Origin of the sequence: Butyricicoccus sp. Marseille-Q5471 (genome assembly GCF_951230135.1) — a bacterium.
Classification (GTDB): Bacteria; Bacillota; Clostridia; order Oscillospirales; family Butyricicoccaceae; genus Agathobaculum.
Window position 1 is genome coordinate 188,349 of the sequence record NZ_CATNVC010000001.1, and the last position, 13,671, is coordinate 202,019.

Annotated in this window: 15 protein-coding genes and 1 tRNA gene; 9 read left to right on the forward strand and 7 right to left on the reverse strand. The window is 55.9% G+C overall.

Translation table 11 applies throughout. From position 1 onward, the window contains the following. The first annotated feature begins 12 nt into the window (after positions 1-12). From QOX26_RS00940 to QOX26_RS00970, 7 genes are all read left to right on the forward strand, one after another. Positions 13-1,194 (forward strand): 4-hydroxybutyrate dehydrogenase, encoded by a 1,182-nt coding sequence (locus QOX26_RS00940; protein WP_283673013.1) that lies wholly within the window; start codon positions 13-15, stop codon positions 1,192-1,194. 145 nt (positions 1,195-1,339) lie between these two features. Further along, complete coding sequence (locus QOX26_RS00945; protein ID WP_442870194.1) at positions 1,340-2,785, forward strand: 4-hydroxyphenylacetate 3-hydroxylase family protein; 1,446 nt, start codon at positions 1,340-1,342, stop codon at positions 2,783-2,785. Positions 2,786-2,868: 83 nt separating this feature from the next. Beyond that, positions 2,869-3,144: a hypothetical protein gene (locus QOX26_RS00950; RefSeq protein ID WP_283673014.1), complete on the forward strand. Its 276-nt coding sequence runs from the start codon at positions 2,869-2,871 to the stop codon at positions 3,142-3,144. 18 nt (positions 3,145-3,162) lie between these two features. Then, positions 3,163-4,731, forward strand: coding sequence for an acyl CoA:acetate/3-ketoacid CoA transferase (locus QOX26_RS00955; RefSeq protein ID WP_283673015.1), 1,569 nt, complete (start codon positions 3,163-3,165; stop codon positions 4,729-4,731). Between the two features lie 105 nt (positions 4,732-4,836). Next, on the forward strand, positions 4,837-6,051 hold the full coding sequence (locus tag QOX26_RS00960; protein WP_283673016.1) for an acetyl-CoA C-acetyltransferase: 1,215 nt from the start codon (positions 4,837-4,839) through the stop codon (positions 6,049-6,051). An 88-nt stretch (positions 6,052-6,139) separates the two neighbouring features. Then, positions 6,140-6,955, forward strand: coding sequence for an enoyl-CoA hydratase-related protein (locus tag QOX26_RS00965; RefSeq protein ID WP_283673017.1), 816 nt, complete (start codon positions 6,140-6,142; stop codon positions 6,953-6,955). Between the two features lie 34 nt (positions 6,956-6,989). Continuing rightward, positions 6,990-7,865, forward strand: coding sequence for a 3-hydroxyacyl-CoA dehydrogenase family protein (locus QOX26_RS00970; RefSeq protein ID WP_283673304.1), 876 nt, complete (start codon positions 6,990-6,992; stop codon positions 7,863-7,865). Between the two features lie 155 nt (positions 7,866-8,020). On the opposite strand, the gene QOX26_RS00975 is transcribed toward QOX26_RS00970, so the two are convergent. After that, positions 8,021-8,539 carry a nucleoside recognition domain-containing protein gene (locus QOX26_RS00975; RefSeq protein WP_283673018.1) on the reverse strand — a complete coding sequence of 173 codons (519 nt, stop codon included), beginning with the start codon at positions 8,537-8,539 and terminating at the stop codon, positions 8,021-8,023. 139 nt (positions 8,540-8,678) lie between these two features. Then, positions 8,679-9,263 carry a nucleoside recognition domain-containing protein gene (locus QOX26_RS00980; RefSeq protein ID WP_283673019.1) on the reverse strand — a complete coding sequence of 195 codons (585 nt, stop codon included), beginning with the start codon at positions 9,261-9,263 and terminating at the stop codon, positions 8,679-8,681. Positions 9,264-9,351: 88 nt separating this feature from the next. Here QOX26_RS00980 and QOX26_RS00985 point away from each other — a divergent pair, with 88 nt between their 5' ends. After that, positions 9,352-9,594: an AbrB/MazE/SpoVT family DNA-binding domain-containing protein gene (locus QOX26_RS00985; protein WP_283673020.1), complete on the forward strand. Its 243-nt coding sequence runs from the start codon at positions 9,352-9,354 to the stop codon at positions 9,592-9,594. 56 nt (positions 9,595-9,650) lie between these two features. Here the strand turns inward: QOX26_RS00985 and QOX26_RS00990 are convergent, their stop codons facing one another. The 5 genes from QOX26_RS00990 to QOX26_RS01010 all read right to left on the reverse strand — a co-directional run bounded on the left by QOX26_RS00990 (position 9,651) and on the right by QOX26_RS01010 (position 13,317). Continuing rightward, the gene (locus QOX26_RS00990) at positions 9,651-9,908 is read right to left on the reverse strand and encodes a sporulation transcriptional regulator SpoIIID (RefSeq protein WP_283673021.1); all 258 of its coding nucleotides are present in this window, start codon (positions 9,906-9,908) and stop codon (positions 9,651-9,653) included. Positions 9,909-10,039: 131 nt separating this feature from the next. Beyond that, entirely contained in the window at positions 10,040-11,209 is a 1,170-nt protein-coding gene (locus QOX26_RS00995; RefSeq protein ID WP_283673022.1) for a sodium ion-translocating decarboxylase subunit beta, read from the reverse strand. Between the two features lie 15 nt (positions 11,210-11,224). Further along, entirely contained in the window at positions 11,225-11,605 is a 381-nt protein-coding gene (locus tag QOX26_RS01000) for a biotin/lipoyl-containing protein (protein ID WP_283673023.1), read from the reverse strand. Positions 11,606-11,619: 14 nt separating this feature from the next. After that, positions 11,620-11,937: an OadG family transporter subunit gene (locus QOX26_RS01005; RefSeq protein WP_283673024.1), complete on the reverse strand. Its 318-nt coding sequence runs from the start codon at positions 11,935-11,937 to the stop codon at positions 11,620-11,622. Positions 11,938-11,940: 3 nt separating this feature from the next. Next, positions 11,941-13,317 carry a pyruvate carboxylase subunit B gene (locus QOX26_RS01010; RefSeq protein ID WP_283673025.1) on the reverse strand — a complete coding sequence of 459 codons (1,377 nt, stop codon included), beginning with the start codon at positions 13,315-13,317 and terminating at the stop codon, positions 11,941-11,943. Positions 13,318-13,538: 221 nt separating this feature from the next. Here QOX26_RS01010 and QOX26_RS01015 point away from each other — a divergent pair. Then, positions 13,539-13,615, forward strand: a tRNA-Arg gene (locus QOX26_RS01015). Positions 13,616-13,671 lie beyond the last annotated feature (56 nt).

Sequence of the window (13,671 nt, forward strand, 5' to 3'; positions counted from 1 at the left end):
AGATGTTCAATTATGGCTATGGATTCTTTCAGCGCATCCCTGATGAAGGATAAGAGAGAGATTGTTATCGCTCCCACGATTTACAAGTTTGCGAACTTCGGTGAGTTTGCTCAGGAGTTCTCGCTCGGCGAGCGCGACGTTGTCCTAACCAACGAATTCATTTATAAGCCCTTTATGGAGCAGTACAATCTGGCCTGCACCTACGTCTTCCAGGAGAAGTTTGGCGTTGGCGAGCCGTCCGAGGCTATGATCCAGACCATGTACGATGCCATTCCCTACGAGTCCTACGACCGCGTTATCGCCATCGGCGGCGGCGCTATCATGGACCTGTGCAAGCTGCTCGGCTGCAAGCGCCCGGACACGGTACATAACCTGTTCTTCAAGCGCTTCCCGGTTGAGCACGAAAAGGAAGTTATCGCAATCCCGACCACCTGCGGCACCGGCTCTGAAGTTACCAACATCTCCGTTGCAATCGTTAAGGACGAGAAGAACGGCGAGCTGACCGGCGGCGAGACCAAGCTTGGCCTGGTTTCCGATGCGATCATCCCGAACAAGGTCTGCCTGATCCCCGATCTGCTCAAGACCCTGCCGATGAAGCCGTTCGCTGCTTCCGCAATCGACGCGCTGATTCACGCAACCGAGTCCTACCTGTCCCCCATGCGTAAGACGATGACCTCCGAGATGTACTCCATCAAGGCGATGGAGCTGATCCTCGAGGGCTTCCGCCGCATCGGTGAAGGCGGCCCCGACGCTCGCCTGGACTACCTCGACGAGTTCGTTACCGCTTCCATGTATGCAGGCATTGCCTTCCTGAAGGCCGGCTGCGCTACCGTTCACGCAATGTCCTTCCCGCTCGGCGGCACCTACCACGTACCGCACGGCGAGTCCAACTACGCGCTGTTCGGCAAGATCCTCGAGATCTACGACGAGCAGAAGCCGGACGGCGAGCTGGCAAAGTTCAAGGCTCTGGTTGCCCGCATCCTCGGCTGCGACGCTTCCGAGGCGCTCAAGGAACTGGCTGCTCTGGAAGAAAAGATTCTGCCGCTTAAGCCCCTGCGCGAGTATGGCTTCAAGGAATCCGACATCGTCGACTTCCCGGTTTCCGTACAGGCTAACCAGCAGCGCCTGATCACCAACTCCTACGTCCCGATGACCAAGGAGCTGATGGAGCGCATTTACCGCGAGTGCTTCTAAGCCGCAACGCTTTTAAGTAAACTCAGGCGGGGAACACCCCGTTCCCCGCCTGTTTTTATAAATAAACCATTTCCAACAGAAGAGAATCTAGGATAGTACGGCGTTTCGCCGCACATGTTCCCAAAAGAAAGGATATTTGATCACTATGATGACCAAAGACCAATATATTGAATCCCTTCGCAAGCTGCACCTGAACCTCTGGATGTTCGGTGAGAAGATTGAAAACCCGGTAGACGATCCGATCATCCGTCCGTCGCTCAACTCCTTTGCCGCAACCTACGAGCTGGCTGAGGACCCGCAGTACCAGGATCTGATGACTGCTACCAGCCACATTTCCGGCAAGAAGGTCAACCGCTTCACCCACATGCACCAGTCCACCGACGACCTCATCAAGAAGGTCAAGATGCAGCGTCTGCTCGGCCAGAAGACGGCCGCTTGCTTCCAGCGCTGCGTAGGCATGGACGCAATGAACGCCGTATTCTCCTCGACCTTTGAGATTGACGAGACCTGCGGCACCAAGTACCACGAGAATTTCGTCAAGTTCCTGTCCCGCGTGCAGGACGAAGACCTTGCTGTTGACGGCGCTATGACCGACGTCAAGGGCGACCGTAGCCTGGCTCCTTCCAAGCAGGCTGACCCGGACATGTTCCTGCACGTTGTCGAGCGTACCGCTGACGGTGTTTACGTGACCGGCGCCAAGGCGCACCAGACCGGTTTTGTCAACTCCCACGAAGTGCTCGTTATGCCGACCATCGCAATGCGCGAGGGCGACGAGGATTACGCGATTGCATTCGCTGTTCCGACCGATTCCGACGGCATCACGCTGATTTACGGCCGTCAGTCCTGCGACACCCGCAAGACTGAGGAGCATAACGACATTGACGTTGGCAATAAGATGTACGGCGGCCACGAAGTGCTTGTCATTTTCGACCGCGTGTTCGTTCCGAACGACCGCATCTTCCTCAACGGCGAAGTTCAGTTCGCCGGCATGATCGTTGAGCGCTTCGCAGGCTACCACCGCCAGTCCTACGGCGGCTGCAAGGTCGGCGTTGGCGACGTTCTGATCGGCGCAACCGCGCTGGCAGGCGACATGGCAGGCTCTGCCAAGGCTTCTCACGTTAAGGATAAGCTGATTGAGATGACCCATCTCAACGAGACCCTGTACTGCTGCGGTATCGCGTGCTCCTCGCAGGGCACCAAGACCAAGGCCGGCAACTACCTGATTGACCTGCTGCTCGCAAACGTCTGCAAGCAGAACGTCACCCGTTTCCCGTACGAGATCGCGCGTCTGGCGCAGGATCTGGCGGGTGGCGCAATGGTAACCCTGCCCTCCGAGGCTGACCTGCGCAATCCGGAAACCCGCGACTATATCCTGAAGTACTTCCAGGGTGTCAACGGCGTTCCGACCGAGGATCGCATGCGCGTACTCCGTCTGATCGAGAATATGACCATGGGCACTGCCGCTGTCGGCTACCTGCCCGAGTCCATGCACGGCGCAGGTTCGCCGCAGGCTCAGCGCATCATGATTGCCCGTCAGTCTAACCTTGAAATGAAGAAGGATCTGGCTAAGAAGATCGCTCGAATCGACTGATTTTAAGCAAGTATGATAGGCACTCATGGAGCACTCTGTGAGTGCCTATGCTTGCGATTATGCGAAAATAGGAGGAATTTGGCGTGCTGCGATGCACTGTAAAATTTTGCGGCGGGTGCAATCCGCGGTTCGACCGGGGCGCGGCTTATGAAACCGTCCGTTCTTCCCTCGCGGGTCTTGCGGAGTTTGCACTCCCGCAGGAGGGCACGCATTATGACGTGCTCCTGATTATCCGCGGCTGCACCGGCTGTCCCTACCTCTATGAGGAGGTCGACGCCGACCACCGTTTCATCATCACCGAAGCGGAGCAGATTCCGGAAATCATACGCAATATAAAAATTATCTGTCATGAAAACTGACAGAGGAGGATGATAAAGATGAAGAAAGTAAGCATCATCACGGCTGAGGAGGCTGCCCTGAAGGTTCAGGACGGCGACACCATTGCCACTGGCGGCTTTGTAAGCTGCGCCTGCCCGGAGGCTCTGTCCACCGCGCTTGAAAAGCGCTTTTTGGAGACCGGCCACCCGCAGAACCTGACCCTGTTCTTTGCAGCCGGTCAGGGACACCGCGACGGCACCGGCGGCGACCACTACGGCCATGAGGGCATGGTCAAGCGTGTCATCGGCGGCCACTGGGACCGTGCACCCAAGCTGGGCGAGCTCGCGCTGAGCAATAAGATTGAAGCTTACAACCTGCCCCAGGGCGTTATCTCCCACATGTACCGTGATATTGCTGCTCATAACATCGGCACCATCACGCACGTCGGTCTTTACACCTTTGCCGACCCCCGCAACGGCGGCGGCAAGCTCAACGACTGCACCAAGGAAGACCTCGTCAAGATTGTCAACATCGAAGGCGAAGAGCGTCTGCTGTACAAGGGTTTCCCGATCAACGTCGTGTTCCTGCGTGGTTCCTACTGCGACGAATACGGCAACTGCACCGTGCATAGAGAAATCGGCCCGCTGGACGTCACCGCAATGGCGCAGGCGTGCAAGAACTCGGGCGGCAAGGTCATCGTGCAGGTCGAAAAGATCGTGCAGGGCGGCACGCTGGATCCCAAGCTGGTTGCGATTCCCGGCATTTATGTTGACTCGGTCGTTGTCGGCTCGGATGAGGATAACATGCAGTGCCTCGGTATGCCGTATGACGGCGCGCTGACCGGCGAATTCCGCATTCCGGTTGATGCAATCCCCCCCATTCCGATGGATGCAAAGAAGATTCTTGCCCGCCGTGCTGCGATGGAGCTGCCCCATGACGCCATCGTAAACCTTGGCACCGGCGCACCCGAGAAGATTGCAAACGTTGCGGCTGAGGAAGGCATTTCCGATAACATGACGCTGACCGTTGAGGCCGGCTCGATTGCAGGCGTTCCCTATGGCGGCACCCAGTTTGGTGCTGCTGCAAACGCAATGTGCATCATCCCCCACAACGTACAGTTTGACTTCTATCAGGGCGGCGGTCTGGACATCGCGTTCCTCGGCCTTGCTGAAACCGCTCCGAACGGCGACCTGAACGTTTCCAAGTTCGGCACCCGTCTGGCCGGTGCCGGCGGATTCATTGATATCACCCAGAACTCCAAGAAGGTCTGCTACTGCGGCACCTTTACGGCCAAGGGCCTCAAGACCGACTGCGTAGACGGCAAGCTCGTCATCACGCAGGAAGGCGCGAAGAAGAAGTTCGTCAAGGAAGTTGAGCACATCACCTTCTCCGGCACCTATGCGAACAAGGTTGGCCAGCCCGTTCTGTACATCACCGAGCGCGCTGTGTTCGAGCTGCGTCCCGAGGGCGTTACCCTGATTGAAATTGCGCCCGGCATCGATCTGCAGACGCAGGTACTCGATCAGATGGACTTCGATCCGAAGATTGCCTATCAGGCGGACGGCACTGTCAAGCTGATGGATGCACGCATCTTCCGCGATGAGCTGATGGGTCTGGCAAACGACTAAGGCATCCCCCATGTATGTGCTGGCTGCTCTGTGCCCTATGCACCGGGCAGCTGCTCATAGAGTAGTATCCCACCTGTGTTATCCGGCCGAATCAGTCGGCGGGATGTGAGAGAAGAAAAGGAGAAAAAACCAATGAACGTCTACATTTGCTCCGCTGCCCGTACCGCAATCGGTTCTTACGGCGGCACCCTGCGCGATGTACATTCTTCCAAGCTGGGCATCGCTGCAGCAAAGGGCGCTGTTGAGCGCGCCGGCATCGAACTTTCCGCGATTGACGAAGTGCTGTTCGGTCAGGTGCTGCAGGGCGGCGTCGGCCAGAACGTTGCTCGTCAGGTATCCCTCGGCATCGGTATGCCGCTCGAGACCCCCGCAATGACCGTTAACAAGGTTTGCGGCTCCTCGATGCGCGCACTCTCCCTTGCAGGTCAGGTCATCCGTTCGGGTGACGACCAGTGCATTCTGGCCGGCGGCTGCGAGTCCATGTCCGGTGCTCCCTACATTTCCCACAACACCCGTTGGGGCGCACGTATGGGCGACATCAAGATGGTCGACATGATGGTTTACGACGGCGTGTTCGACGTATTCAATCAGTACCACATGGGTATCACCGCGGAAAACGTTGCTGAGAAGTACGGTATCACCCGCGAGATGCAGGACGCCATCGCACTGGCATCCCAGCAGAAGGCTGCAGCCGCAATTGCTTCCGGCCGTTTCAAGGACGAAATCGTCCCCATGACCGTCAAGCAGAAGAAGAACGAGATCGTGTTTGACACCGACGAGTACGTCAAGGCCAACACCACGCTCGAAATCCTGTCCAAGCTGCGCCCCGCGTTCAAGAAGGACGGCACAGTAACCGCAGGCAACGCTTCCGGCATCAACGATGCAGGCGCTGCAATGATCGTTGCTTCCGAGGACTTTGTTAAGGCGCACGGCATTAAGCCCCTCGCTAAGATTCGTTCGCACGGCTCTGTCGGCTGCGATCCCTCCATCATGGGCGTAGGCCCGATTGAGTCTACCAAGCAGGCGCTCGCGCGTGCCGGCCTGACCGTTGCCGACCTCGACCTGATCGAGTCCAACGAGGCATTTGCCGCACAGGCTGCCGCAGTGAATGCAACCCTTGGCTTTGACATGGATAAGGTCAACGTCAACGGCGGCGCAATTGCACTGGGTCACCCGATCGGTGCAGCAGGCTGCCGAATCACCACCACCCTGATCTATGAAATGATCAAGCGCGACCTGACCATCGGTCTGGCCACCATGTGCATCGGCGGCGGTATGGGCGAAGCCATCATCGTAGAGCGTGACGAGCTCTGCAAGTAATTTCAATATCTGTGGGGGCTTCCAAAGCCCCCATACATATAAACAATTCAATTCATATTGACAACTATTTTGAAGGGAAGTCTTACCAATGTCTGATGTTGTAGTTGAGAAAAAGGGCCATGTAGCCGTCGTTAAGATTGAGCACATGCAGGCAATGAATGCCCTTTCCACTGACATGTACGCCCAGCTCGAAGAGGCATTTGACTCTGTCGCAGCGATGGATGACGTATACTGTGTCGTACTTACCGGTTCTTCCATCGTAAACAAGAAGGGCAAGACCGTTAACTCCTTCGTTGCAGGCGCTGATATCTCCGAGATGGCCACCAAGACCTGCGCGGAAGGCAAGCTGTTCGGCAATGAGTCCAACCGTGTCTGCTGGAAGATTGAAAACTTCAAGCGCCCGGTTATCGCTGCCATCAACGGCTTCTGCCTGGGCGGCGGCTGCGAGCTGGCAATGTCCTGCGACATCCGCCTTGCTTCCGAAAACGCGAACTTCGGTCAGCCCGAAGTTGGTCTGGGCATTACCCCGGGCTGCGGCGGCACCCAGCGTCTGGCTCGTTTTGTCGGCATCGGCAAGGCTAAGGAGATGCTGTACACCGCACGTGCAAACTACTCTGCACAGGACGCACTGGACATGGGTCTGGTCAACTACGTTTATCCGCTCGAGAACCTGATGGACGAAGCCATGAAGCTGGCAGAAGAGATTGCAGCACAGGCTCCCATCGCCGTTTCTCTGGTAAAGGAAGCGGTAAACGTCGGCATGCAGACCGATCTGAACTCCGCCCTGAAGTTCGAGGGCAACTGCTTTGGCCAGTGCTTCGCGACCGAGGATCAGAAGTACGGCATGGCATGGTTCCTGGATAAGAACCGCGACAAGCCGGCCAAGGAATTCCAGAACAAGTAATTCCCCCATCGGAGTGAGAGAAGAGAGGAAATTTATCATGAAAGTATGTGTATTCGGCGCTGGTAACATGGGTGCTCGTATCGCAGAAGTTTTTCTGAACGGCGGACACACTGTCAAGCTGTTTGATATTAAGCAGGAGTTCATCGACCGTGGTATTTCGATTATCGACAGCGACCTGTCCTTCCTGGTCAGCAAGGGTAAGCTAACGGCTGAGGACAAGGCGGATCGTATGTCCCGTCTGTCGACCGCTGTTGACCGCAAGGAAGCAAACGATGCCGACTTCGTTATGGAGGTCATTCTGGAGCGCATGGACCTCAAGAAGGATCTGCTGCGCGAGCTGGACGGCATCTGCCCCGCTCATACGATCTTTGCATCCAACACCTCGGGTCTGTCCATCACCGAGATGGCAGCCTCCATCCCGCATCGTGCTGATAAGTTCATCGGCTGCCACTTCTTTAACCCCGCTCAGATCATGAAGCTGGTTGAAGTCGTTCGTGCAATTCAGACTTCGGATGAAACCTTCCAGTTTGCGTTTGATCTGATGACCGCACTCGGCAAGACGCCGGTCGCTGTACATGAAGGCCCCGGCTTTGTTGTAAACCGTATGTTAATCCCGATGATTAACGAGGCCATCGGCATTTATGCAGACGGCATCGCATCTCCCGCCGACATCGATCTTGCGATGCAGAACGGCGCCAGCATGCGTTCCGGCCCGCTCCACACCGCCGACCTGGTCGGCCATGATGTAAACCTCGCAATCATGGAAAACCTGTATTACGAAACCGGTGATACCAAGTACCGTCCGCATCCGCTGCTGCGTAAAATGGTGCGTGCAGGCTGGCTTGGCGTTAAGACCGGCAAGGGCTTCTTTGATTATGACGGTCCTTTCGGCAAGGAAATTGTTAAGTAATCTCGCAAAATAAAAAAGAACCGGGCTGCAAAACAAGAGTTTTGCAGCCCGGTTTTCTTTTATGCACAATTCCTAGCTTTTTTATTTGTTTATTCCAACGAATTTTATGTCATTCTATGGATTTTGTCGAATGAACGCGATATAATGGATAAGTATCAGAATAAGATGCGAACCATAGCCGCGGACACCACAAACGCTGTTAAATCAGCACAAAGGGCTGCGACAATGGCATATCTCATACGGCTGAGCCCTATATGACCCCCGTATACGCTCAGCGTGTACAGGCTGGTCTCTGAAGCGCCCAACATTACCGCCGCGACACGGCCGGCATAGCTGTCCGGCCCGAAGCGCTGCATAATTTCACTGCCGAGCGCCAGACCCCCGCCGCCGCTGATTGGCTTGAGCAGGGTCAGCGCTGCACATTCCTGCGGAATGCCAAAAAATTGCAGTGCCGGCGCAAGTGCCGCTGCCGCCAGATCAATCGCGCCCGAGGCGCGCAGCATATAAACGACCGTCAGCATCCCAATCATCGTCGGCAGAATGCTGACAGCGGTCTTTAAGCCGCTTTTCGCACCGCGCAAAAAGGTTGGAAACACATCCACACCATTATACAACGCGTATACTGCAACCGCTGCAAGCAGGAGCGGCACCAGTGCGCTTTGCCATATTGCCATAATATGCGCATCTTCCCTTCCGGTCGTTTTTTGTCACCTAAAAAATGTAAAGGAATTTTTGGTAATTCCCGTAAATTCGACATATTTCACATACTGCCTATGCAATAATACAAATTGTAATAGCGCGGCGCATTTCCCGCTAATTTTCGTCAGGAAAGAACGGCCGCAGCAACCGCCCGCTAAGCAGCACGACGGCCACCGAAGCGATTGAGGCAACCCAAACCGCCGGCATAATATCAAACGGCGTGGGCGAGCCACTGGCCGCACGTACTGCGGCAACGGTTGAGGGGATGATTTGAATCGAGGCAGTATTCAGTGTAATCAATGTTAATACCGCGTCCGGCGAGCCGTGCCGCCCTTCGACCGTATACAGTCGGTCGACAGCCTTTAGGCCAAGGGGCGTTGCCGCGTTGGACAGGCCAAGGAGATTCGCTGTTACGTTTGCGCTGACGGCTTCCATGGCTTCGCGGTCTTTTGATGCCGCGCCGAATAATGGTCGCAGCACCGGCTGCAGCAACCGCGCCAGCTTTTCCGCAAGCCCGGAAGCGCTGATGAGTTCCATCATGCCGCTCCAAAAGCACATCAAACCTGTAATGCTGATTGCAAGCGTTACCGCTTCCGCCGCACCTGAGCTGACGGCCGCAGTAACTGCGTCCAATCGGCCGGTGGCTGCGCCGCACACTAACGCGAGCACAAGAAAAGCTACCCAAACTGCGGAAAGCATAGGCTTTCCCCTCCCCTCTGTTGGCACTTTTACCCAAAAATGGGTTTAGTGATATAGGAATCAAGGAAATGAAGGAGTGTTCAAACACATGAAGTCAACTGGTATTGTAAGAAAGGTCGATGAACTGGGACGTATTGTATTGCCGATCGAGCTTCGCAGAACCCTGGATATCGAGGTAAAGGATGCCCTCGAAATCTATGTGGATGGTAATCAAATCGTGCTGAAAAAGTACGAGCCCGCCTGCGTATTCTGCGGCAACGCAAAGGACGTTACCCACTACAAGGGTAAAAACGTATGCGCTAACTGCATCCGTGAAATCGGTGGTTTATAAAATACCTCGTGTACTTACAGCGGCCGCTCTCGTTTGAGAGCGGCCGCTGTTTTTCCTCACTCCGCCTTGGCTGCACGATATTTCTCACGCGTTGCCATGCCGCCGCGGATATGGCGTTCGCTTTTGTTTTTGCGCAGCACATCCTGCACCCTGTCATACAGCGGTCGGTTGAGCTGGCGCAGCCGCGTTGTAATATCCTTATGTACGGTCGATTTGGAAATTCCAAACCTCGCTGCGGTCTGCCGTACGGTTGCTCCGGTCTCAATCATATACTGCGCGAGCTGTACCGCGCGTTCTTCGGGTAACCCTTTCACAGTCGTCCCCCCTGCCATTTCACGCTCAAGTTGTTAACAGTCTATGCAGGGACAAAGGCGGATAGAACGAGCTGCAAAGCGCAAAAAAATCCCGGTGCATATGCACCGGGATTGCTCTTTTGGGAACGGAATCAACCGCCGAATACCTTAATCATAAAGCCGGCTGCGACAGCAGAGCCGATAACGCCCGCCACGTTCGGACCCATGGCATGCATCAGCAGGAAGTTGGCCGGGTTTGCCTTCTGTCCTTCCACCTGCGCCACACGTGCAGCCATCGGTACTGCGGATACGCCTGCAGAGCCGATCAGCGGGTTAATCTTGCCGCCAGACAGCTTGCACATGATTTTGCCGAACAGCAGACCGCCGACGGTCGACAGCATGAAGGCAAGCAGGCCGAGCAGGATGATTTTAATGGTCTCAAACGTCAGGAAGTTCTCTGCAATCGCCTTGCAGCCGACCGACAGTCCGAGGAAAATGGTCACGATATTGCAAAGCGCATTCTGCGCGGTGTCCGACAGACGGTCTACCACGCCGCACTCGCGGAACAGGTTGCCGAGCATCAGCATGCCAATCAGCGGCGCAGTTTCCGGAATCAGTCCGATGACAATAATCGCAACCGCAATCGGGAACACGATCTTTTCTGCCTTGGAAACCGGACGCAGCTGCTCCATCTTGATTTCGCGCTCCTTCTGCGTGGTCATCAGACGCATCAGCGGCGGCTGAATCATGGGAATGAGCGCCATGTAGGAATACGCCGCAATGGCGATGGCAGGCAGATAAGACGGTGCGAGCTTGGACGCTGTAAGGATTGCTGTCGGGCCGTCCGCGCCGCCAATAACACCGATGGCCGCCGCGACATTGCCCGGAAAGCCCAGCGCCAATGCCAGCAGAAATGCCGAAAAAATACCGAACTGCGCCGCAGCGCCGAGCAACATCGACGAGGGGCGGGCAATCAGCGGGCCGAAGTCGGTCATCGCGCCGATGCCCAGAAAGATGATAGACGGGTAAATCGCGTGCTGCACACCCTGATAAAACACCCAGAGCATGCCGGGACTGGTCATGCTGCCGTCCGCCGCAACGGCAGGGCCGTTCAGCAGGCCGGTCAACGGGAAGTTTGCAAGCAGAATGCCGAACGCAATCGGCACAAGCAGCAGCGGTTCAAATTTCTTGCCGATGCCCAGGTACAGCAGCACGCAGGCAATGACAATCATAATCAGCGATCGGGGGTCCTTGATCATTGCCGCAAAGCCGGACTCGCTCAGGATTTTCCCCATGATTTCTACGAAGGAAAAGTCACCCATGCCCTTTGCCTCCCATTACATTGTGCAAAGGGTAGCGCCGGTATCGACCGCTGCACCCTTCTGCACGCTGACTGCGGAGACCACGCCGTCATGCGGCGCACAGATCTCATTTTCCATTTTCATCGCTTCCAGAATGAATAGCACATCACCCGACTTAACTGCCTGACCCGCGGCACAGCGCACATCCAAAATGGTGCCGGGCATGGGAGCCGCAACCGTCTCTCCGCCGGCCGCAGGCGCCGCTGCGGGCGCAGGTGCCGCTGCTGCTGCCGGAGTAGCTGCCGGTGCAGGTGCAGCCGCTGCTGCCGGTGCATTGCCTTGCAGCACGGCAGTTGCCTGCCCCTTTTCCACTTCAACCTCATACTGTTTGCCATTGAGCGTTACAATATATTTCATGATATTTTTCCCCCTTACAATGCCTTGATTGAACGAAAGACAAGCTGATCGGGCGTAGTGCCCAGCTCATCGCTGACAATTGCCATGATGCAGGCTGCGGTCAAATCGCTCACACCCGAGAGCTGCACGGGTGCAGGCGCAGCCGGCGCAGCTGCCGGTGCCGGACGCGGTGCAGGTGCAGGTGCGGGTGCGGCCGCCGCCGGCTTATTCCCCGCCAGCGAACCGACGATACGGGAAAGGCCGACAATCAACAGCGACAGTGCGGCCAGCATGATAAATACAATCACAATGCCTGAAAGGGCAACAAGTAATGATTCCGTTGAGATGCTCATCTCTTATGCCTCCTTAATGCTGAACTGCACAACAAGCGGCTTTTTGGCTGCCCGCTGCTCAAAATACTGCTCCGCTTGCTGCGGGAAGGCGATGTAGGAAAGTACATCCTCCTCGCTCTCCGCGCGGTCTCCGAGATAGGCCTTCGCCTTCTCAAACTCAGGCTCCATAGTATCCGCAAAGCGGCCGGTCATCGGCTGCTCGTCTCCAAGCACCTGCTTTGCAAGCGCAGGATCAATCGTTCCCGGCGCCTTGCCGTATTCGCCGCGGATATAGTTCTTAATCTCCTTGCCAACCGTCTTGTAGCGGCCGAAGAGCACGTTCACCGTCGCCTGTACGCCGACCATCTGGGACAGCGGCGTGACGAGCGGCGGATAGCCGAGATCCGCACGCACGCGCGGCGTCTCTTCGAGCACTGCGTCGAGCTTGTCAATCGCGTTCTGTGCCTTGAGCTGTGCGACCAGGTTAGACAGCATACCGCCCGGAATCTGGTAGACCAGTGCATCTGCCTTGGTCGACAGCACATAGGGGTCGAATACACCCGAGTCGGCGAACTTCTGCTCAACCGGCAGGAAGAAATCATTCACTTTTTTCAGCGCTGCCGTTTTTACGCCACAGTCAAATCCCATCTGCGTCAGCGCATAAACGAGCGACTCGGTCGCAGGCTGGCTGGTGCCGCCCGAGAAACACGAGGTTGCGCAGTCAATGCCCGCAGCGCCCGCCTCGGCGGCCTTGAGATAGGTCATATAGCCAAGACCTGTGGTCGCATGGGTGTGCACGTAAATCGGCAGCGAGATATTCTCCCGCAGCGCAGTGACCAGATCGAAGCACTCCTGCGGCGACATGATGCCCGCCATATCCTTAATACACAGGCTGTTGCAGCCCATTTTCTCAATTTCACGGCCGAGTGCCACAAACATATCGAGGTTGTGAATCGGGCTGAGCGTATAGCAGATACAGCCCTGCGCATGACCGCCCGCCTTCAGGCATTCGTCCACCGCGGTTTCAATGTTGCGCAGATCGTTGAGCGCATCAAAAATGCGGATGATATCCATGCCGTTCTCGATGGATTTGCGCACAAAACGGCGCACGGTGTCATCCGAATAGTGATGATAGCCGAGCAGGTTTTGACCGCGCAGCAGCATCTGCAGCTTGGTGTTCTTCATGTGTGACTTGATGTTGCGCAGGCGCTCCCACGGATCTTCGTTCAGATAACGCAGGCAGGAATCGAACGTTGCACCACCCCAGCACTCAATAGAATGATAGCCGGCCTTGTCCATATCATCAAGCACGGGTGCGAAATCTTCAAACGGCATGCGGGTCGCAATCAGCGACTGCTGCGCATCGCGCAAAACCGTTTCTGTGATGTGCATTTGCTTCACGGAATTTGACCTCCTTTATTCGTGAACGAGGGATTTCGGGAAAAACAATCCCTTTTCCCCCATTCTAACTAATGATATCATAACACTTTCCGGTCACGCTTTGCAATGGTTATTCTTTTACGAATTTAGCAGATAAAATTCTCCAAGCCCCGCCCTCCCTATTCGCCGCGGTAAGGTTGACTTTTGGCATCTCATGCGGTATGATGGTTCGAGCGGGATATGCCCTTGTAGCTCACCTGGATAGAGCGTTCGCCTCCTAAGCGAAAGGTAGTGAGTTCGAGTCTCGCCAAGGGTGCCAGCGTGGCCGCTTACGGAACGTAAGCGGCTGTCTTTTTATCCCGACTTTCGCCTGAG